The organism is Siphonobacter sp. BAB-5405, assembly GCF_002872335.1.
GTDB lineage: Bacteria > Bacteroidota > Bacteroidia > Cytophagales > Spirosomataceae > Siphonobacter.
This window is the reverse complement of sequence record NZ_NJAG01000019.1, coordinates 14014-34122: the sequence shown is the minus strand read 5'-3', so window position 1 is coordinate 34122 and position 20109 is coordinate 14014. Positions and strand designations below refer to the sequence as shown.

General features: G+C 49.0%; 15 protein-coding genes. 12 read left to right on the top strand and 3 right to left on the bottom strand.

Annotated elements, in window-relative coordinates; genetic code table 11:
* The first annotated feature begins 2 nt into the window (after positions 1-2).
* The 5 genes from BWI97_RS15685 to BWI97_RS15665 are packed head-to-tail and all read left to right on the top strand — an operon-like array spanning position 3 to position 7034.
* Positions 3-4700: a hypothetical protein gene (locus BWI97_RS15685; protein ID WP_146010954.1), complete on the top strand. Its 4698-nt coding sequence runs from the start codon at positions 3-5 to the stop codon at positions 4698-4700.
* 55 nt (positions 4701-4755) lie between these two features.
* Positions 4756-5289, top strand: a complete 534-nt coding sequence (locus BWI97_RS15680; RefSeq protein ID WP_199182019.1) for a DUF5675 family protein — start codon at positions 4756-4758, stop codon at positions 5287-5289.
* A 35-nt stretch (positions 5290-5324) separates the two neighbouring features.
* Positions 5325-5753, top strand: coding sequence for a hypothetical protein (locus BWI97_RS15675; RefSeq protein WP_102201665.1), 429 nt, complete (start codon positions 5325-5327; stop codon positions 5751-5753).
* Positions 5734-6075: a hypothetical protein gene (locus tag BWI97_RS15670; protein ID WP_102201664.1), complete on the top strand. Its 342-nt coding sequence runs from the start codon at positions 5734-5736 to the stop codon at positions 6073-6075. Before BWI97_RS15675 ends, BWI97_RS15670 begins: the two co-directional genes overlap by 20 nt.
* Positions 6072-7034, top strand: coding sequence for a patatin-like phospholipase family protein (locus tag BWI97_RS15665; protein WP_102201663.1), 963 nt, complete (start codon positions 6072-6074; stop codon positions 7032-7034). The genes BWI97_RS15670 and BWI97_RS15665 overlap by 4 nt, the downstream gene beginning before the upstream one ends.
* Before the next feature lie 159 nt (positions 7035-7193).
* On the opposite strand, the gene BWI97_RS15660 is transcribed toward BWI97_RS15665, so the two are convergent.
* Entirely contained in the window at positions 7194-7409 is a 216-nt protein-coding gene (locus tag BWI97_RS15660) for a hypothetical protein (RefSeq protein ID WP_102201662.1), read from the bottom strand.
* 113 nt (positions 7410-7522) lie between these two features.
* Here BWI97_RS15660 and BWI97_RS15655 point away from each other — a divergent pair, with 113 nt between their 5' ends.
* The 3 genes from BWI97_RS15655 to BWI97_RS15645 are packed head-to-tail and all read left to right on the top strand — an operon-like array spanning position 7523 to position 8655.
* Positions 7523-7816 carry a hypothetical protein gene (locus BWI97_RS15655; RefSeq protein ID WP_102201661.1) on the top strand — a complete coding sequence of 98 codons (294 nt, stop codon included), beginning with the start codon at positions 7523-7525 and terminating at the stop codon, positions 7814-7816.
* Positions 7817-7833: 17 nt separating this feature from the next.
* Positions 7834-8019: a hypothetical protein gene (locus BWI97_RS15650; protein ID WP_102201660.1), complete on the top strand. Its 186-nt coding sequence runs from the start codon at positions 7834-7836 to the stop codon at positions 8017-8019.
* Between the two features lie 39 nt (positions 8020-8058).
* Entirely contained in the window at positions 8059-8655 is a 597-nt protein-coding gene (locus tag BWI97_RS15645) for a hypothetical protein (protein ID WP_102201659.1), read from the top strand.
* A gap of 3 nt (positions 8656-8658) precedes the next feature.
* Here BWI97_RS15645 and BWI97_RS15640 read toward each other — a convergent pair whose 3' ends face one another.
* Positions 8659-9927: a phage integrase SAM-like domain-containing protein gene (locus BWI97_RS15640; RefSeq protein WP_102201658.1), complete on the bottom strand. Its 1269-nt coding sequence runs from the start codon at positions 9925-9927 to the stop codon at positions 8659-8661.
* 215 nt (positions 9928-10142) lie between these two features.
* On the opposite strand from BWI97_RS15640, the gene BWI97_RS15635 reads away from it, so the two are divergent.
* The gene (locus BWI97_RS15635) at positions 10143-10589 is read left to right on the top strand and encodes a hypothetical protein (RefSeq protein ID WP_102201657.1); all 447 of its coding nucleotides are present in this window, start codon (positions 10143-10145) and stop codon (positions 10587-10589) included.
* Positions 10590-10729: 140 nt separating this feature from the next.
* Entirely contained in the window at positions 10730-13381 is a 2652-nt protein-coding gene (locus BWI97_RS15630; RefSeq protein WP_102201656.1) for an alpha-L-rhamnosidase, read from the top strand.
* Positions 13382-13646: 265 nt separating this feature from the next.
* On the opposite strand, the gene BWI97_RS15625 is transcribed toward BWI97_RS15630, so the two are convergent.
* Positions 13647-14477, bottom strand: coding sequence for a S1 RNA-binding domain-containing protein (locus BWI97_RS15625; protein WP_102201655.1), 831 nt, complete (start codon positions 14475-14477; stop codon positions 13647-13649).
* A 520-nt stretch (positions 14478-14997) separates the two neighbouring features.
* Here BWI97_RS15625 and BWI97_RS15620 point away from each other — a divergent pair.
* Both BWI97_RS15620 and BWI97_RS15615 read left to right on the top strand, forming a co-directional pair.
* Positions 14998-18246: a TonB-dependent receptor gene (locus BWI97_RS15620; protein WP_233207869.1), complete on the top strand. Its 3249-nt coding sequence runs from the start codon at positions 14998-15000 to the stop codon at positions 18244-18246.
* A gap of 50 nt (positions 18247-18296) precedes the next feature.
* Complete coding sequence (locus BWI97_RS15615) at positions 18297-20057, top strand: RagB/SusD family nutrient uptake outer membrane protein (RefSeq protein WP_102201654.1); 1761 nt, start codon at positions 18297-18299, stop codon at positions 20055-20057.
* The last annotated feature ends 52 nt before the right edge of the window (positions 20058-20109 follow it).

Sequence of the window (20109 nt, the reverse complement as noted above, 5' to 3'; positions counted from 1 at the left end):
CTATGAAACGTATAGTCATAATCGTTATGGCTTTGTTCGTGGCTTTATTGGCCAGAGGTCAAAGTAAGCCCAGCAATGATTCAAAACTCCCTTTTTTCGGAAAGCAGGGGTTTTGGGTCACTCCCGGTAATACGGCTTTACCAGCCGCACCAGGTGTTACTTCGGTATTGTATCCGATTTCTAAAGAACTGATTTATTACGATACGCCTACTGGAAAGGTTTATATACCGATCGGGGGAGGTGGGGTTACATACCTGCCAGGGAAGGGGCTTAGCCTGACAGAGAATAAGCTCAGCATTATCCAAGCGGATCAGGGAAGCTTGGGTAATATCAAAGTAGATCGCTTGATTTTCAATGCGGATAATATGCCTTCGCTCGTCACAGCTGAAGGTTTGAGTCTATCCAATGGTCAGTTTCTAATGAACCTGGGTACGACGACGGTCCGGATGGGTATTCAGGACTATCGCTTATTCCTCCAAAATGCTTTTGGAATTACGACAGGAGGCGGTGGTTCGGGGATTACCTGGGTGGATCGTCCGGATACGCATACGAGTCCCGGAAAGATTGGATACGCGTCGATCTGGCAGGATAAACTATTTGTGTACGGACGGGAAACGGGGCAGAGCCTAACCCAGTGGTTCATGCTGGAAGGGGTGGTCAAAAATTTCAGTTTCGACCCGCTTTCCCAGGAAGGAGCACCGACTGCGACGGGTACGTTTGATGCGTCTTCGAGCAAGCTGAAAGTAAACTGGTCAATTGCCCGCACGGACGTTATTAGCTGGGATGTCTTCGTGAGTGTCGGCGACTCATTGCATTACAACCTGGAAGCGGGAGGACTCGCCGCGGGTTTGAGAAGTCAGGATGTCCAGACGTACGGCGGGGATAAGTTCTATGTAAAAGTTCGTGGCCGACTGACTGAATCGGGAGCCTATACGCCCTTCTCGAAACAGATTGAAATCACCCGGCCCATTACCGTGGATGCCTATCTACCGGTGATCAACGTAGTCCTGACCCCCTTGAACGGCAGTAATGCCATTAAGGTGGATTTCACTACACAAGACGAAGGCGGGGAAGTGGTAGTCGAAATTTCATCCGATCCCAACGCAACGGCTTCGAGTGGTAGCTGGACATCTACGCAGTACGTGTTTGTTTCGGCTCCCGGTCAGCAGAGCGTCACGTTTACAGCTATCAACGATTACAACGCCCGTAAAATCCGGATTGGCCGTCAGGGTACCAAGCCCCCATCGGCTAAGCAGGTCTTTGGCCCGGTTTCGCTGACTAACGTAGCTGATCCCGTTTATGCACCTGTCATTACCAGTATCACGGCGTCAGCAGATGGTACGTCGGCTACCATTAATTACTCGGCTAACAATACCAATTATACGCGACTGGATTTCTATCGGAGTGAGGATAACGGGGCTACCTACAACGTAGCCATTGCGGCAGGAAACAGCGGTACCAGCTATACGAACGGTAATCTGACGCCCGGAAAAACGTATACGTACCGCCCGCAGGTTTTCAAAAACGGAGCCTACGGCCCTGCAGGGGAACCCAAGTCGATCACGATGCCCAGCGGCGGTACGTCAGATGCGATCTGTAATGTAACGGATGCGGCCTCGGGTGGTAATCAGGTTACGACAAAGTCCTACACGGTCACCAAGGCAGGAACGGTTAACTACATGTTTGATTCGGGGCTTATCCCGGATAAGCTGAGCGTCCGCAAAAACGGAGTAGTGGTGAATGCCTACACGGCAACGAGCTGGCGTACGGTGGGAAGCATTGCAGTAATCGCAGGGGACAAGCTGGACTTTGTGATTAATCCGCAGGTCACGGCGGATCAGGGAACAGCCTGGACGTTCTATGCCAACTGCTCGTCGGCTTACAACGTTGATGCTCCGCAGACGAATTTCAATTACGCGAACGCGGATTACCCCCGGATTGCCTCGATCACAACTGGCACCAACGGTAGCGGAGGCAAAACGTTTACGGTAAACGCGATCCCGGCGAAGAATTCTGGAAGTCAGGTGGTACGGTATAAAGCCGTAATGACCTTCTCGGGAAACACCTATCAGGCCAATACGGGCTGGTCAACCTCGAACGTACTCTCGACGGATCAAAACGGAAACGGCATTAACGCTAGTCAGTTCTACACCATCTACGTGCAGGATGCGGCGGGCAAAAGTTTCGCGATCGCCGAGGTACGGGATTCTAAGGTATACGAAAACGATCCGGCCTCTCAGCCCCTTCAGTTCTCCATTACCAATAGCACAACGACCAGCCTTACGGTAGCGGTCGCTAACCCTTCAAAGGCAGGCGTCATCAACTACAACTGGGCCATTTACCGGGTAGATGGCTCGCAGGATGGCGATTTTATCACTAACGATAATGACATTCCTTCCACGGCTACGGGCGGTATTGTTACGATTAACTCGGGCAAGCAGGGTGTCAAACCATTAGTGTCCGGTCAGCAGTATTATTTATATCTGGCTCAGAGCGGAGCTAACGGGCTGCAAAGCCAGACCCGAAACGCCCGGATTACGTTTACGCAGCCCAGTGGTGGATCGGTCGTAGGTCCCCAGGTCAAAGCCCTGTTGATTGGTAATTCTATAACCAGTCATGGGAACGATCCGAATCAGGGTTGGAACATCGGGGATGGTAAAGCCTGGGGCATGGCAGCAACGGCGGCAGATAAAGATTTCGCTTCGATCGTTCGTGCTCGCATGAAGGCGTCCAACAGTAACAGTACGTTAACGATTGGAAATGGCTTTGATTTCGAACGCTCGTACTGGAATAGCTACAATTACAACGGATTCCAACAGCAGGTATACCCAGTCAATCTGGTTATTCTTCGCATGGGTGACAACGTAGACGATTCGGCAGTTTCGGCTAACAATCTCTACGACCGTTACAGTCAGCTAATTGACGTTGCCCGTGAAGCGAATCCGGACGTAGATTTTATTATCAGTACTTCGTTCTGGACGAAAACGAACTATGACAATATCGTACGTCAGCTTGTTACTACGAAGCGTTCCGCTCGGAGTGCGATAGAGCTAGCGGATTTAGCCGGGTTCGATAAGTCAGAGTACAAAGCGTATAGCGACTGGCCGAACGCCGCAACGTCTGTAAAAGAGCACCCCGGTAACGCCGGCCACGCAGCCATTGCCGACAAGGTATGGGACAAATTCAAAGTTCTGTACAATCTGACGGGCGATAACCCTCCGGTTGAACCAGGTTCACCTGGAATCGATCCACCAACGGGAGGCCCCATCCAGTGGGGGGTAGTGCCGACTGGGCTTAAAACAGGACAGGATATTCCTACCGATATTCTCTACATGCAGAACGAGCATCTGCGAATCGGTCTGAATCCAAAGCTCGGCTTTTCGATTTACGAAGCCTACCACGCAGATGATCCGAACACGCAGCTGGTAAACGACGCTGATTACGGGCGGCAGTGGCAGTATGCCTATTACTCACACCCCACCACAGGTTATAAACCAAACGGAAAAGACCCCGGACATCCGAATTGGGACGGCATTGGGTACGATCCAATCCAAGCGGGCGATATGTGTGCAGGCTCTCAGGTCCTGCAATACAAGTACGACCAGGCTTCGAACATGATTTATTTCCGTACGCGGCCGCAGCTCTGGGGGTACTGTAATATTGCGGCTCCCTGCTACGTCGATACGTGGATTCGAATCGTGGGCAACTTCGTAGAATTCAGAAACATTCTCTACAACGAGCGGGATAACGATCCTCAATACGTCAATTTGCCGAGAGGGCAAGATATCGGTGGAGCGTTCACGAACGGAAAGTACTACGAATCAAACGTCTACATGGGCAACAAGCCCTGGACGGATGGCCCTATCGTTGCCCGCAAAATCCTGTATGATTTTCCGTTCGACTACTATGTGGTTGGGCCCAAGCATGACCAGCCACCTTACGATTGGGTATATGCAGACAAAGGCGATTACGGACGAACGCTTAAGTTTTACAATCCTGAGCGGTGGGCGACCCTTCGCAATCCTGAATCAGGCAGGTATGTGGGACTCTGGAGCCAATCGCCCACCTTTAATCACCAGACTGGCGGGAGAGAGCAAGGCAAATGGGACGGCCAGTACGGGGGTCCTTATGTAACGATTGGTACGATGCAAGAGCCTGCTACGCTTGCCAAACGCACGATTTTGGACTACGAATACACCTATATGATCGGGGGTAATCCTCAGATCATGCGGAATTATGCTTATGCAAAACGGGACTTCAAAAACGTAATCGACTGGAACTTCTCGACAGGCACCTCGGATTGGTCGATGAACAACCGCGACCAGGCGGAACCGCCGTTTGACGGAAGCTGGTACGCACCCGGCGATCAACACCAGATGAACCGGGTTTCGCCCGACATCGCGGTCGATGCTTCGAAGTATACGCACGTACAGGTTCGCATGGCCGTGGGAGGTAATCAGCAAAAGGCGGGAATCAGTTTCTTAAAAAGAAAGGATAACGGACTGCTCTACGATCATGATGACATTCCCTACCAGTTCGACGTCATTGCGGATGGCCAGATGCGGACGTATGAGATTGACTTGAGGACCAATCCGAATTATAACGGTATACTCTACCGAATTTACTTGGACGTCTTTGGCCAACCCCAACAAGGTCGTTGGTCGAGGGTTGAATTCGTGAAAGGTATTTACCGTCCTTAATCACACCTAACCCACCGGGCGGCTCCTTTGAAGGGCTGCCCGGTTTACTATCCTTATGAAACTACTCCTAAGACGCAAAGTCGGAAACGACAAAGCATCAATCGCCCAGCTGTCCGTTGACGGGGTTTTTGAATGCTACACGCTGGAAGACAAGGACCGGGAGCTAACCAGCACCATGCCCTTATCGGAGATCAAACAAAAGAAGGTACACGGTCAGACAGCTATTCCAACCGGTCGCTACAAAGTCGTGCTCAGCTACTCCCAGCGGTTCAAACGCATTCTGCCGGAAGTGAAAGAGGTGCCGGGTTTTGCGGGTATTCGGATTCACAGTGGGAACCACTCGGGAAATACGGAAGGATGCCCGCTCACAGGTACCTGGGACGGCAAGGCCGTGGATTGGATATCGGGTAGCCGGGACGCTTTCAATAAGCTCATGGCTAAACTACAGAAAGCCTGGGATGCGAAAGAAGAGATCTGGCTGACGGTTGAATCAGCGTATACGGTAGCTCCGCACGAATCAGTAGCTTTTCAAGAGGTATTGGAATCGGCGACTTTTTTCAAGGAGCATGAAAGCGAGCTGATGGCCTAGCCAAAGCTGTGCCCCACATCTAACCGCTTATTAGAATGAAACAATTATTTGGCGTAGACCTACCGGTTTTAATCGCCATCGTCGCAGGCAGTATCGTGAGTATGACAGGCGGGAATGCTGCTTTCTGGATTGGTCTGGCCCGAAATAGGTATTGGTTTGAACTGTTATTATCCTTCGTACTCTCCGCCTTCAACCTCTTCATTGGGGGTGTTACTGCATTTTTTCTTACGCCGATTGCCTCGCCGGTCGTGCTATACGTGCTGGGCAAATTTGTCACGCTGCCGGAGATCGCCATGCCCTGTGTAGGCTTTCTCATGGGCGTATTTGGCCTCAACCTGGCTAAATGGCTTTTCCGGTACGGACTTAAAATCGAGATCGACCCCATCAAGGCAATAACCGATCTGCGTTCTGGAAATTCTTCTACAACCGAAAACCCTACATCAGATGAAACGATGGCTAAGTGAATTCTGGCTGGATCATAAAGTCAGGATCTGTTTTACGTTGGCGGTCACTATCGCCATTGGCGTAGCGTCCTACTTCGGGCAATACTATAAGATTGTCAAGATCACCGAGCAGTACAAACAGGACTCCGTGAAAATAGAGGACCGAGCTCAGGCTAAGATCGCCGACACCGTACAGGTAAAGAATCGAGAGATTAAGAACCTGGTATCCGTGATGAAGGAAGCACCCAGACAGGTACGCAAAATAGAAAAGGTCGATACACTCATCGTCGTAAAGCTACCGTCCCTGGCAAAGGACTCCAGCAGAAAGGACTCTATCAAATGAAACAGAAAATTCCAGTGCTCTGGACCGTCGACGGGGGCGGCATGAGGGGTTATATGGTCGCTATTGTTCACGACTACCTGCAAAGCAAATTACCCTTGCCACTCTCGCACTACATTACGATCGTGGCCGGAGCCTCGACCGGACAGGGGATTTCTTCCCTAATTCGGGCCGAGGAAAAAGATCAGCAGGGATGGTACGAGGAGCACGGCCCACTGATCTTTACCCGGAAAAAACTGGCAACCAAGGTACGGGTTCTACTGGGTCAGGTGGGACTAGTCGGATATAAATACGGGAAAGCCTATTTGCACGAGCAGCTGAAGAAAGCCTTCAAGGGCTTGAAGCTTTCTGACGTCCGGCCGACGCTGGCCATGGCCTATAATCCAGATACCGATCAGGTATGGGTGATGAGTTCAGAAAAAGCGAAACTGGATCCTGATTTTGATTTCGATCTGGCGGATGCCACGCTGGGGAGTATGGCGGCTCCGACATACTTTGAACCTGCGGAGGTTACTTCCAAAGCGGGAAATAAGTACACTCTGATTGATGGGGGCGTGTTCGCCGCCAATCCGACCCTGATGACGCTGGCGGAATACTTCAAGTCCCATAAAGGTTGTAAGGAACTGCCGTACGTAATCAGCTGGGGCACGGGAGCCGAGAAGGGGAAAAAAAGTACATTGGTGGGTAAGATGGCTCTGATGATGGTCGAAAGCATCATCGGCATTCAGATGTCGGGCTCCTTTCAGGTAGTTGACTTCATCGTCAATCTGCTGTACTGGTTTTTCGATTCCGAAGAGCGGTACATCCGTCTGGACTTTGATTCGCCGGGCGTTAAGATGGACGATGCCAGTCCGGAGACGATGGCAAAGATGAAGGCAGTTGCGGAAAAGTTTATAGAGGTTAATAAGGGAAAGCTCGATCAGATCGTAGAGCGATTAATGAGTAATCAGGAAGCTGCCTAAAAGAAAAGCCGTCTGACACACATCGGACGGCTTTTGCAAATTCGTTGGTGTCCTACTCTCTGGCCACCTAACTTTTCGTATCAAAGGTCTGCATTTATTTTAACACTATTATCAATATTTAACAAACCATCACCCGTCTGGCACTGCTGGGCGGGTTTTTTAAATCATTACAAAATCTACGATCTCCTGAAGATCGGAATGGTGAAATATTTCCTTTCCGTCCACCCGTACCAAAAACAGATCGGCGTACCGTACGATCGTGAATTTTACTTCAATGCCGGGATAGTGAAAACTCAGGCGGTCATTCACAAAGGTGAAATGATCGAGGCAAGAATAACTCTTAAGGGCTTTGTATAATTCGTATAGTTCTTCCATAAAAGAAATATATATTTCCTTTTTGACTGACTTTTGTACCTTTGAGGTGTAAAAAATCCCTTACCAACCCGCATCGGCAAGGGATAAATTGTCTACCATCTATATAAACAATCATGGCAAAGGTACATCATTTAAACATCACGCTGGTTTCTGGAAATGTGCTTTCACTCGATTTTGCAGTTCATCAGAACGGGCAGGTTACCCAAACGGTATTCGATGAACCATTTACGATTCAGGAGAAGGATGGTCAAACTGGTATTCACATCGATCCCGAGCATTATGAAAGTTATGCTCCAGTCGTGGAAGCCTTTTGGGATGTGGAAATTCCTGAAGGGGAAGCCGCGTTCTTTCCGATATCATCCGAAACCGCTCAGCAAATTCAAGATTTCGTCTCGAAACTCGGGTAAAGGCATATTTTTGCCGGATGAACTGGCCGGAACGATATAAGCGATTCAAAAAACACTACGGGCTTACCAATAAAAAGGTAGCGGAGCTCATCGGTAATACGGAGGATTCCGTACGCGTGATCACCCGGTCAGACGAATCGTTTCCAGCCTGGGCGAAACTGGCCATTATCATTTTCGAACGGGAACATATTGAAAAGGAATAGCCCGGTAAATGCCGGGCTATTTTAATTAAACTATATCATATGAAAAATTATTTACTAGTAGGATTATTTGCTTCCATTGTAATAATGGTAGGAGCAATTATTGCATATGTTATTAAGTTCCATAGTTACCCCATTTCGACTAATCCAGAAAATTGGGGACAATTAGGGGATTATTTAAATGTCTTTGTTAGTATATCGAGCTTAGTACTTCTATCTACTCTAACATATTTTATTCATCAGCGAGAAGAGGAAAGAGCATTGATAGCCGAAACAAATGAAAAAAATAATAGTCGACCATTGATTTTATTTCAGTTAGGTAGTAATGATAGTATATGGGAGATTATTAACGTAGGTAATAGTGTTGCACTAAATATATTTTTGCTTAGTACTTCTTATGAAGGAAAGTATCCAAAACAAGTAAAATTATATGCAATTATGCCTGGCCAAATATTCAAATTAAGATATGCTAACCGCGTGGAAAAATGGGAAGCAACGTATACTGATTTTCATGGAAAATATATCAGTTCAGTATGCATTGATGATCAAACAGAAATTCAGGAAGATGTAAAAATTTTACCGTGCCACGATGAAGAATATATTTACTTAGCTGATGCAATAGCTAAAATGTGGGAGTAAATTTTAATCGCCAAAGATAGCGTCGTGGGCATCATCCTGACCCTCAAGGTCAAAGCTATTGAGGTATCGCTGCGTAGTGGCTAGGCTGGAGTGGCCCAGCATCAAACGAATCCCGTCGATCGTGATATTCTTCTTTTCCTTCATCATACGACGGGCTTTGTCAGCGAAGGAGTGGCGGGCGGTATGGAAAGTCACTCCTTCAAGTTCCCCTAACAGAGCCTTACGTTTTAACCAAGCGTTGATTCTACGCTTTACCCTGGACATATCATTATAATGATGTTGCTTTATGGGTAGGGGCATCTTTGATTTCTCAGCCTTCGTTATAAATCGAGAGTAGGGGGCGTCGTTATCAAGCAGAGGGAAAAAGTAATGTTCGGGCAGAGCGTCCGGATTGCAATACTTATCAAAGATGGACTGGGCTTCATGTCGAATTTTGATTGACTTTACCACTCCCGTTTTATTCATTTCATACGTTAACCGACCATTTTGAAAATCTTTTACTCGGAGCTGCACCATATCGCCTAAACGAATTCCTCCATGCAAATAAGAGAAGTAGTAGAGTTCAGTCGCGATTTCGTCCCATTTTCCCATGAAACGCGGATTCTGGGCTTTTACATTATTTAAAGTATCAATTTCGGCGTCGCTCATCTTTTTTCGTGTACAGCGTTCCGACTTGGGGTACTCAATTTTGTCGTAAGGGTTTTTAGTGATCAGATCATTGTCATAGGCTCTGCGAAACTGAGTCCCAATTTTCTTCAGGTAGTGTCTGGCCGTATTCGCGTGGTTTTTTCTGAGCAGATGTACTTTATACTGATTAATATGATAGGTTGTAACCTCGGTCAGTAGAATATCCTTGGGCAAAAAGGCAACAAACTGATTTAAGATACATTTACACTGCGTAGCGTGGTCGTAAGTTGTGGTATTGAATATTTCCTGAATGCACTGTAGCATGTAATCGGCAAGTGTTAGTTTATCAGGATTCAGGATTTTTTTTGCTATTGCTTCCTTGCTGGCGACTGAGCCCAGCCCCTCATACTCACTGCGAGCCTGGTCCAAAATGCCAACGAGAGCCTCATTAATTTGTCGGGATCGAGCATGAGTCTTACGAATCCATCGACCATATTCAGCCTCTGGATTGTAAAACTTCTTTTCAATAAGTATTGAAGTTTTTATACGTTTGTGTTGTCGCCGTACGGTAATACGTAAATAAATGGTGTATAACCCTTCCCGATTAGGGCGGGGCGAAAGCTCAATATTGAAAGACGTTGACATTTACAGTAACGATTGCAGAAACTTTTACAGTAACAATATTACATAAAATAACAAGTTGTGTAAATAATGTAACCGTCAAAAGTGTGGGAATGTGATGTTGTGTAATTTAATGTATTTTTGAATACAAAATATATTTTTGCAGAGTGGAAAGGCAATCCCTACTTTTGACTGAACGTTAGTACGGCATCAGTCCCCGTCTTTCCTTTCCTACGCTCATGATGAAAACACTCGTTTTGGGATTACTGAGCCTGGTGCTCTTTACCTTTGCTTCCTGCAAAAAAGACCCCGACCAGTCAGAAACTTCTGCCAAAGAAGACATGCTGATCAATACGCCCTGGAAACTCAACCGGGTAACCGACGTGGATGGTAAAGTCATCGACCGAAGCCGTCTGGGGGTATTTACGGATGCGATTTATGCCATGTCCATTCAGTTTCAGACCAATAACCGCGTACGGGCTCTCAATGAAAGCGGGCAGGTACTCAACGGTGGAACCTGGTATCTGAAAGAAAACGAAACGGTGGTAGATATCGACGTGAGTGGTTTCGCCGGAGCCTTTAAACTGGTGACGTTAAGCAGTAACAGCCTGACGTTACAGCAAAGCAATGTACAAGTAGACGGCAAAGCTCAGGCTGCCAATCTGGAATTTATCCCGAGTAGATAGAATACGGTACTTAAAATCATGCATGAAGCCCGGAAATTCGTTTTCGGGCTTTCCTATAACCAGCCGGGCCGAAAGTACGGTACGGCTTTACCCCTAAAACACGTTACCTTGCGGAAGTTTAATCGTACGTCCTCTTGCCTATGAAATCATTTTTAACCACCCTTCTGGTTGGTAGTTCTACGTTTCTGTACGCTCAGCAAGGCGGAAATCTTACCTGCGAGCACCTGAAAAACCCGCTGGGCATCGACGCTCCACAGCCTCGTTTCAACTGGCACATGGAGGATTCACGGCCCGGAGCCCGGCAAACGGCGTATCAGCTTTTTGTGAGTACCGATTCCGTGCAGGTACAGAAAACGGCCCTGTGGCAATCGGGCAAAATTACTTCCGGTCTGAATCAGGCCGTATACAAGGGTCCGGCCCTGAAACCCTACACCAAATATTACTGGGCCGTGGTGCTATGGGATCAGGACGGAAAAGTGGCCCCCCTGAGCTCAGTAGCGAGTTTTGAAACGGGTCTGATAAACCAGCTTAACTGGAAAGGCTCCTGGATTTCGGATTCCCGCGATAGTAAGATCAAACCCGCCCCGTACTTTCGGAAAGCCTTCCAGACGACGAAGAAAATTCGTTCGGCCCGGGCGTATGTGGCAGCCGCTGGTCTGTACGAACTCTTTATCAACGGTCAAAAAGTCGGTAATCACCGCCTGGATCCCATGTACACGCGGTTTGATCGCCGAACCCTGTACGTGACCTATGACGTAACCAAACAGCTACAGGAGGGGAAAAATGCCATCGGTATCCTGCTCGGCAATGGCTGGTACAATCACCAGTCAACGGCAGTATGGTATTTCGATCAGGCTCCCTGGCGGAGTCGCCCCTCGTTTTGTCTGGATGTACGGGTGACCTACGAAGATGGCAGTACCGAAACGATTTCAAGTGATACGTCCTGGAAAACGGCTCTGAGTCCAATTGTATTCAACAGCATCTACACCGCCGAGCATTACGATGCCCGCTTGGAACAGGCCGGCTGGAATACGGCAGATTTTGACGATTCGAAGTGGAAAAATGTCATGAATCGACCCGCTCCTTCGCAACATATTGTCGCTCAGGCCCTGCACCCGATTCGCAACGTCGAAGAAATCCGGACGGCCTCGCTGGTACGGCTCAACGATACGACCTGGGTGTATAACATGGGTCGAAACATTGCGGGCGTTAGTGAATTGAAAGTGAAGGGAAAATCGGGTACGGTTGTCCGCCTGAAACACGGCGAACGTTTGTACGAAAACGGTCGGGTTGACCTGTCGAATATTGACGCCCACTATCGACCCACCGATAATCAGGACCCTTTCCAGACCGATATTGTAACCCTGAGTGGCCGGGAAGATACGTTCATGCCCCGCTTTAATTATAAGGGCTTTCAGTACGTGGAAGTAACGTCGCAGGATCGGGATCTCGAACTGACGCCCGCCAGCCTGACGGCGTATTTCATGCACAGTGATGTACCGCCGATAGGGCAGGTGCAGTCCTCGAATCCGACGCTGGATAAAATCTGGTCGGCCACGAATAACGCGTACTTGTCGAACCTGTTTGGATACCCAACCGACTGCCCCCAACGGGAGAAGAACGGCTGGACGGGTGACGGACAAATCGCGATCGAAACGGGGCTGTACAGCTTCGATGGTATTACCATTTACGAAAAATGGCTGGCTGATCACCGCGACGAGCAGCAGGCCAATGGCGTATTACCAGCCATCATCCCCACCAGCGGCTGGGGCTACGACTGGGCCAACGGTCCGGACTGGACGAGTACCATTGCGGTCATTCCCTGGAATCTGTACCTCTTCTACGGCGATGCCAAACCGTTGTCTGATAACTACGAGAACATCAAACGCTACGTCGATCATATTACGGAAATCGCTCCTTCGGGCCTGACGACCTGGGGCCTGGGCGATTGGGTACCGGTGAAATCCAAATCGCCCGTTGAGCTGACGTCGAGTATTTATTATTTCGTTGATGCTACGATTCTAAGTAAAGCGGCCGGGTTACTCAACAAAACGGAAGATCAGGCCAGATACGCTGCGTTGGCAAAGAAAATTCAGGACGCCATCAATGCTAAATACCTCAATTCGCAAACGGGTATGTATGGTTCTGGCCTGCAAACAGAACTGGCCGTACCCTTGCAATGGGGTGTAGTTCCCGAAAACCTGAAAGCCAAAGTAGCCGACAATCTGGCGAAACGCGTGAAAGCCGATGGCAACGCTTTAGACGTAGGCTTGTTGGGTACGAAAGCCATTTTGAATGCCTTGAGCGAAAACGGTCATGCAGATGTAGCGTACACGCTGGCTTCCAACGAAAAGTATCCTTCCTGGGGCTGGTGGATTAAAAATGGTGCAACGACCTTATACGAGAACTGGGACATTCAGGCCAAGTCCGATATCTCCCTGAACCATATCATGTTCGGGGAAATCGGAGCCTGGATTTACAAAGGGCTGGGAGGCATCAAACCCGATCCGACGCAACCGGGTTTTAAAAACGTATTACTACGTCCCAATTTTGTAGCAGGACTGGAACAGTTCGAAGCCCAGCACGAGGGTCCGTATGGTCGCATTGTTTCTTCCTGGAAACGGACCGGTAAAACCGTCGAATACAAGGTTAGTATTCCGGCCAACAGTACGGCTTCTGTTTTTCTGAAAGGGAAAAAAGTAACCTTAGCGGGCAAGCCGGTAGCGGTAACGAATCCGAGCGAAGGCTACAAAGTAGGAGCAGGCAATCATACGTTTGTCATCGAAGAATAAGGGGTTACAACCCGTATAAAAGAAAGGCTAGCCCGGATTAAACCAGGCTAGCCTTTTATCATTTCATGCGTAACGGATTCAGTCATTCAAAAAGGTGTGCAGCAGTGCATACACAAAAAGCCAGTGGACTTTTCTGGATGCCTGAAGTTGCCCCCTTTCGGAAGTAGACGAGCGTAGAAACGAATGCCTCAACGCAATCGCAATACTGCACCAACCCAAAACTCTAAACCCACAACTCCAAACTCTAACTACTCCAACTGAAAACTCAATTCATATAAATTCCATCGTCTTCCAGCCGAATGACCCGCTCCCGGTACAGGGCTCCGATGGCTTTTTTAAAGGCCTTCTTGCTCATTTGCAGCGTTGAATAGATCACGGCAGGGTCACTGTTGTCCGTAAGCGGCAGAAAGCCGTTTTGGTCCTGTAGCGTTTTTAAAATTTTATCCGTATTGACGTCAATGCTGTGGTAGTACCCCTGCGGTTGCAGGGAAAGGTCAATGGATTTATCAACCCGTACTTGCTTGATATAGCCTTTTACTTTATCGCCAATGGTCAGGGGCTGAAATACCTCGTTGTAGTAAATCAAACCCCGGTAATGATTGTTGATGATGGCATTATAACCCAGGTCACTGCGTTCGTAGATCAACAGGTCCACTTCATCGCCGGGAGCGAAGGGAATACGTTCGTATTCCAGATACTGACCCACTTTGCAGGTACCAATAAGGCGATCGGTTTCCACGTCTGGTACGAGTGCCACAACCACCGACTCGCCTTCCTGCAAGGGATGCAGTTGTTCACTGAAGGGTACCAGCAGATCTTTCTCCAGTCCCCAGTCCAGAAAAGCCCCGAACTTCCCGGCCGATTTTACTTTCAGCACGCCAAACTCGTACAACTCCAGATACGGTTGCAGGGTGGTAGCAATAAGCCGGTCCTCCGAATCGCGGTACACGAATACTTCGATCTCATCCCCCTCTTCCAGCCCTTCCGGGATGTATTTGTTGGGTAGAAGTAATTCATCCTCACCATTGCCTAAAAACATTCCTACGCTGGTGAGTCGCAGGGCCGTCAGTGTATTTTTTTTTCCTACAGAAATCATAAAACGATCATTGAGGTACAACCCTGGGTTGCACAATTCCTGCTGCAAAGTTCTTCTTTTTTGGTCAGGAATGAGCATTAGGCCCCATTCATTTCTTCATTCCTCCCTTTCCTGCCTAAGTTACGTATAGAGATTAGCGTATACTGCGTCTCAGCCTTTGGACAAGCTATCCAGCGTTAATGACTCCCCCAATTTGCGGTAGAGGCAAATGTTAATAAAAGCTAAAATTGTATATTATATATGATTATTGATTTGTATCAAAAAACATCATTCCATACATACAAATCACTATTTGCTGATTATTAAGAAAATAAAGACACTATACGTAGCCTTTCAAGACATCAGAATAGAGGCCTATTTAAATGATACGTCGACGATTTATACGATTTTATCTTACGAAGAATCATTTTAAATTGGTATAGTATAATTAATTATAAAAATATTTTAAAATACATATTGTGTGTGTGGAATAATTGGATAAAATTGTGAAGTAAAGCTTCAAAACCTTAATACAATTACCATGATGAACCACTTATATCAGTTAGGAAGGGTAGTATTTTTACTTACTCTTCTGGGATTATTTAGTGGGATGACAGAAGTCTGGGCTCAAAACCGTCAAGTGACGGGTAAGATTGTTGAGTCATCGGGCCAAGCCATTCCTGGAGCCAGTGTGTTGGTAAAAGGCACCACCAGCGGGGCCAATACCAATACCAACGGCGAGTTTACCGTCACTTTAAATTCAACGGATGCTGTCTTACTGATCACAGCCGTTGGTTATAAAACGCAGGAAATCGTCGTCGGTAATCAGACGCGGATCGACGTTACGCTTCAGGAAGAAGCCGCTTCCCTGAATGAAGTAGTCGTTACGGGTTATACGACGGATAGTCGTCGGGAAACGACCGGGGCCGTTTCCACCGTAAAAACCAAAGATCTGACCGTAACGCCTTCCGGTAACGTTGAGCAACAGTTGCAGGGACGGGTAGCGGGGGTAACCGTTATCACCAATGGTCAGCCAGGTACAACCAGTCAGGTGCGGGTACGGGGCTTTGGTGCTTTTGGCGGCAACGAACCCTTGTACATCGTTGATGGGGTACCGACCAGCTCTACCGAGTTTCTGAATCCTGACGATATTGAGTCGACTACCGTATTAAAGGATGCGGCCTCCGCTTCCATCTACGGAGCCCGGGCGGCCAGTGGGGTAATTGTCTATACGACGAAGAAAGGTCAGCGGCAGGCTCGGAAGTTAACCGTTACGTACGATGGCTTATTTGGTTTGACGGATCCCGGCAAAGGACAGCAAATGATGAATCCCACGGATTTCGCCAACTGGACCTGGAATGCGTACCGGAACAATGGCTGGAAGGTAGGCGATGACGAATGGACCCACCCCCAATTTGGGAATGGAGCAAACCCCGTTATTCCGGACTATTTGATGGTAGGAAAGAATTATGGCGTCGTTGGTAATATTAATCTGGACGCCGAGCGGGCCAAATACAATGTCAATTTTGATGCGGGCGATATTTATCAGGTGGTAGCCACCAACCGGCAGGGCACGGATTGGTACAAAGCTATTACCCGTACTGCTCCGCTGATGCGGCATTCGCTGGGTTTTTCGGGTGGTACCGAATCCAGTCGTTACTACGTAGGCCTGGGTATTCAGACGCAGGCGGGTATCCTGAAATACAACGATTTCAAGCGATATAGTATACGGGCCAACACGGAATTTGATGTGCTGAAAAACCTTCGCATCGGCCAGAACTTCCAGGCTACCTACCGGCAGGTGCTCGGTCAGTCGGGAGGGAACGGTGGAGCCGGGGTTTCTGCCGATGAAAATGATATTCTCTCGGCCTTCCGTATGCCTTCAATCATTCCCATCTATGACGTATTTGGTGGGTATGCAGGTACGGCGGCGAAGGGCTTCAACAACCCCCGTAACCCCGTGGCCTCGCGGGATGGTCAGAAAGACAACCGGGGCTTTGGTGCCAGTGCTTTCGGCAACGCGTACCTTGAATTTGACCCCATTCAGAATTTAACCCTGCGGAGCAGCATCGGGGGAAGTTACACGGGGTACAGTAACTGGGGTTACAACCGTCGTCAGTACGAAAACTCGGAAAACAACTCGGCGTTTAGCTACAACGAAACCTACGGCTTCAACTTTGCCTGGACGTTTACGAACACGGCCAACTTCAAAAAAGACTTCGGGCTGCATAACATTGATGTACTGGTAGGACAGGAAGCACTGAATACAGGAGCGGGTCGCGAAAACCGTACTTCTGGTCAGAGTCCTTTCTCAATCGACAAAAATTATGTTACGATCACCAACGTATCCTCGCGGGTGGCTAACAGTGACTTGTACCGGGGAGCTACGTTCTACTCGTTGTTTGGCCGTTTGAAATATTCCTTCAACGAAGGGAAGTACGTGGTGACGGGGCTGGTTCGCCGCGATGGTTCCTCTAAATTCGCAGCAGCTAATCGGTTTGGGGTATTTCCCGCCTTCTCGGCCGCCTGGCGTATTTCCGAAGAGCCATTCCTGAAAAACGTCGGTTTTCTGCAGGATCTGAAAATTCGCGGGGGCTGGGGTATCATGGGGAACTCGAACAACGTAAACCCCACCAACCAGTATAGCCTGTACGCGACTACCCTGGGCCAGTCGGCGTACGATTTGAACGGTACCAACTCCAGTACGCTCGAAGGCTACTACCGCTCGCAAATCGGGAACCCTTTTGCTAAATGGGAGAGCAGCGTTACCTCCAACATTGGCTTTGACGCCACGTTGTTCGATGGTAAACTGGATGTGATTCTGGACCTCTGGCGGAAAAATACCAAAGACCTGTTATTCCAGGTTCCGGTTACTGCCGAAGTGGGTACTTCCGCTCAGTTGCCCTACGTAAACTCGGGTCAGATGCGGAACCAGGGTATTGACCTGCAAATTATCAATCGGGGAAAAATCACCAGCGATCTGAATTACGAAGTAAACGTAACGGCGGGTTGGCTGGACAATAAAATCGTTTCGCTGGCTCAGGGACTCAAATACCTGACTTCGGTGAACCCAGGTTTCCGGGGAATCAATCCCATCCGCAACCAATTGGGCTACTCCATTTCCTCGTTCTACGGGTATAAAGTAACGAACCTGTTCCGAGACCAGGCCGAAGTAGATGGGGCTCCGCAACAGGATGGTGCCGGTCCCGGACGCTTCCGCTACCAGGACCTTAACAACGATGGTGTGATCAATGCCGATGACCGTACCTATCTGGGCAGTCCGGTACCGAAGTTTGTGGGTGGTTTGAATCTGACTCTTCGTTACAAAAACTTCGATTTTGTGACCTATCTGTATACGTCGCTGGGTAATAAAGTGTTCAACGTATCGAAGTGGTTTACGGATTTCTATCCTTCGTTTGCCGGAGCAGCCATCAGCGAACGGGTGAAAGAATCCTGGACGCCCAACAACCTGAACGCAAGCATCCCCATTTTCGAAAGTGCCTCGAACTTCTCTACCAATACGCAATCCAACTCGTTCTACGTAGAAGATGGTTCGTACCTGCGTTTACAGAACCTCTCCCTGGGCTATACGCTGCCCGCACCTACGCTGAGCAAGCTGCGGATGCAGAAACTGAGAATTTACATCTCAACAAATAACCTCTTTACCATAACCAAGTATCAGGGTCTGGACCCGGCCGTAGGGGGTAACGCCGATACCAATTTCGGTATCGACGTTGGAAACTACCCCGTGACCCGGAGTTGGGTAGCCGGTATCAACCTTGCTTTTTAATCGGGAACCTGCTGGCAACAAAAGGAAAACCATTCTTATCGAACACAATTATGAGTGATCCCATACAACGCTTAACAAAGAAACGCACCGCACTGACGGCTCTGATTTTGGCCGCAACCGCCCTGGTTTGGTCCTGTAAAGACGACTTTCTGGAAATTCCGGCGACGGGTGCTCTGACGGATTCACAACTGGCCACCACCAAGGGACTCGATGGCCAGCTGATCGCCGTATACGCTCAACTCAATGGACGGTCCACGCGGTTGGCGAGTGCCAGCAACTGGCTCTGGGGTAGCATTCGGGGTGGGGATGCCAACAAGGGCACCAACCCGGGGGATTACACCGACATCAATCCGATTCAACGCTTCGAAACGATTACGACGAGCGTACCGGTACAGGACAAATGGAATGGCAATTACGAAGGCGTGGCCCGGGCCAATGCGGTACTGCGAATTATGGCAAAGGCGGGTTCCGCCATTCCCGAAGCGGACCAGAAGCGAATCGCCGCCGAAACGCGATTTTTAAGGGGCCATTATTACTTTGAACTGAAGCGGGAATTTGGCAATACGCCCTACGTCGATGAGAGCATTGACTACGGAACGGGAATCGAAAAAGTCCCCAACAACGCCGACCTGTGGCCTAAAATTGAAGAGGACTTCAAGTATGCCTATGCCAACCTGCCGGAAACGCAGGGATCGGTAGGACGGGCTAACAAGTGGGCAGCGGCTTCGTACCTGGCCAAGGTGTATATGTACCAGTCCAAATTCAGTGAGGCGAAAGCGTTGTACGACCTGATTATTGCGAATGGGAAAACCAGTAATGGCAAGAAATACGGGCTGGTAGCCAAGTATTCCGACATCTTCAAAGCCTCGAACGACAACCACGAAGAATCCATCTTTGCTATTCAGGCGGCGGCTAATACGGGCAACGTCAATAACGCGAACCCGGAATTTGACCTGAACTTCCCTTACAATACGGGAACGGCTGGTCCGGGTAATTGCTGCGGCTTCTTCCAGCCGAGCTTTGAGCTGGCCAACTCTTTCCGTACCACTGCCCAAGGACTTCCTTTGCTGGATGGATCATACAATAATGCGGGAAATGAGGTGAAAACGGACATGGGTCTGGAAAGTAGCCAGAGCTTTACACCCGACGCGGGCAACCTCGATCCGCGAATCGATCACTCGATTGGTCGCCGGGGCATTCCGTATCTCGACTGGCAGGATTTTCCCGGCAAAGACTGGATTCGGGAACAGTCGTACGGCGGACCGTATTCTCCGAAAAAATACGTGTACTACAAGTCAGACGTAGGTTCTTTGCAGGATAACAGCTCCTGGACGCCCGGTTACACGGCCATTAACTTCACCATCCTTCGTTTCGCGGATGTATTGCTGATGGCAGCCGAAGCCGAAATTGAAGTGGGATCGCTGGAAAAAGCCCGCGAGTATGTCAATCTGGTACGCAAACGGGCGGCCAATTCGGCGGGTTTTGTGAAACGAAGCAACGGCTCCGACGCTGCCAAATACGTAATCGGCACCTACGATACCGCCTGGACCGACAAGGCCGCGGCTCGTACCGCCGTTCGGTTTGAACGCAAACTGGAGCTTTCGGGAGAAGGCCATCGCTTCTTTGATCTGGTTCGCTGGAAAACGGCGGCTACGGAACTCAATGCGTACCTCACGTACGAAGGCCGGAAGTTATCGGGTGCGTTGGGTGGAGCGAAATTCACCACCAATCAGGATGAATACTCGCCCATTCCGCAGGCTCAGATCGACTTGCAGGGACAGGACGTATTGAAGCAGAATCCCGGTTATTGAGTAGACCAAACCCTTCAACCCCGCGGATTTTCATTCGCGGGGTTTTATCCAT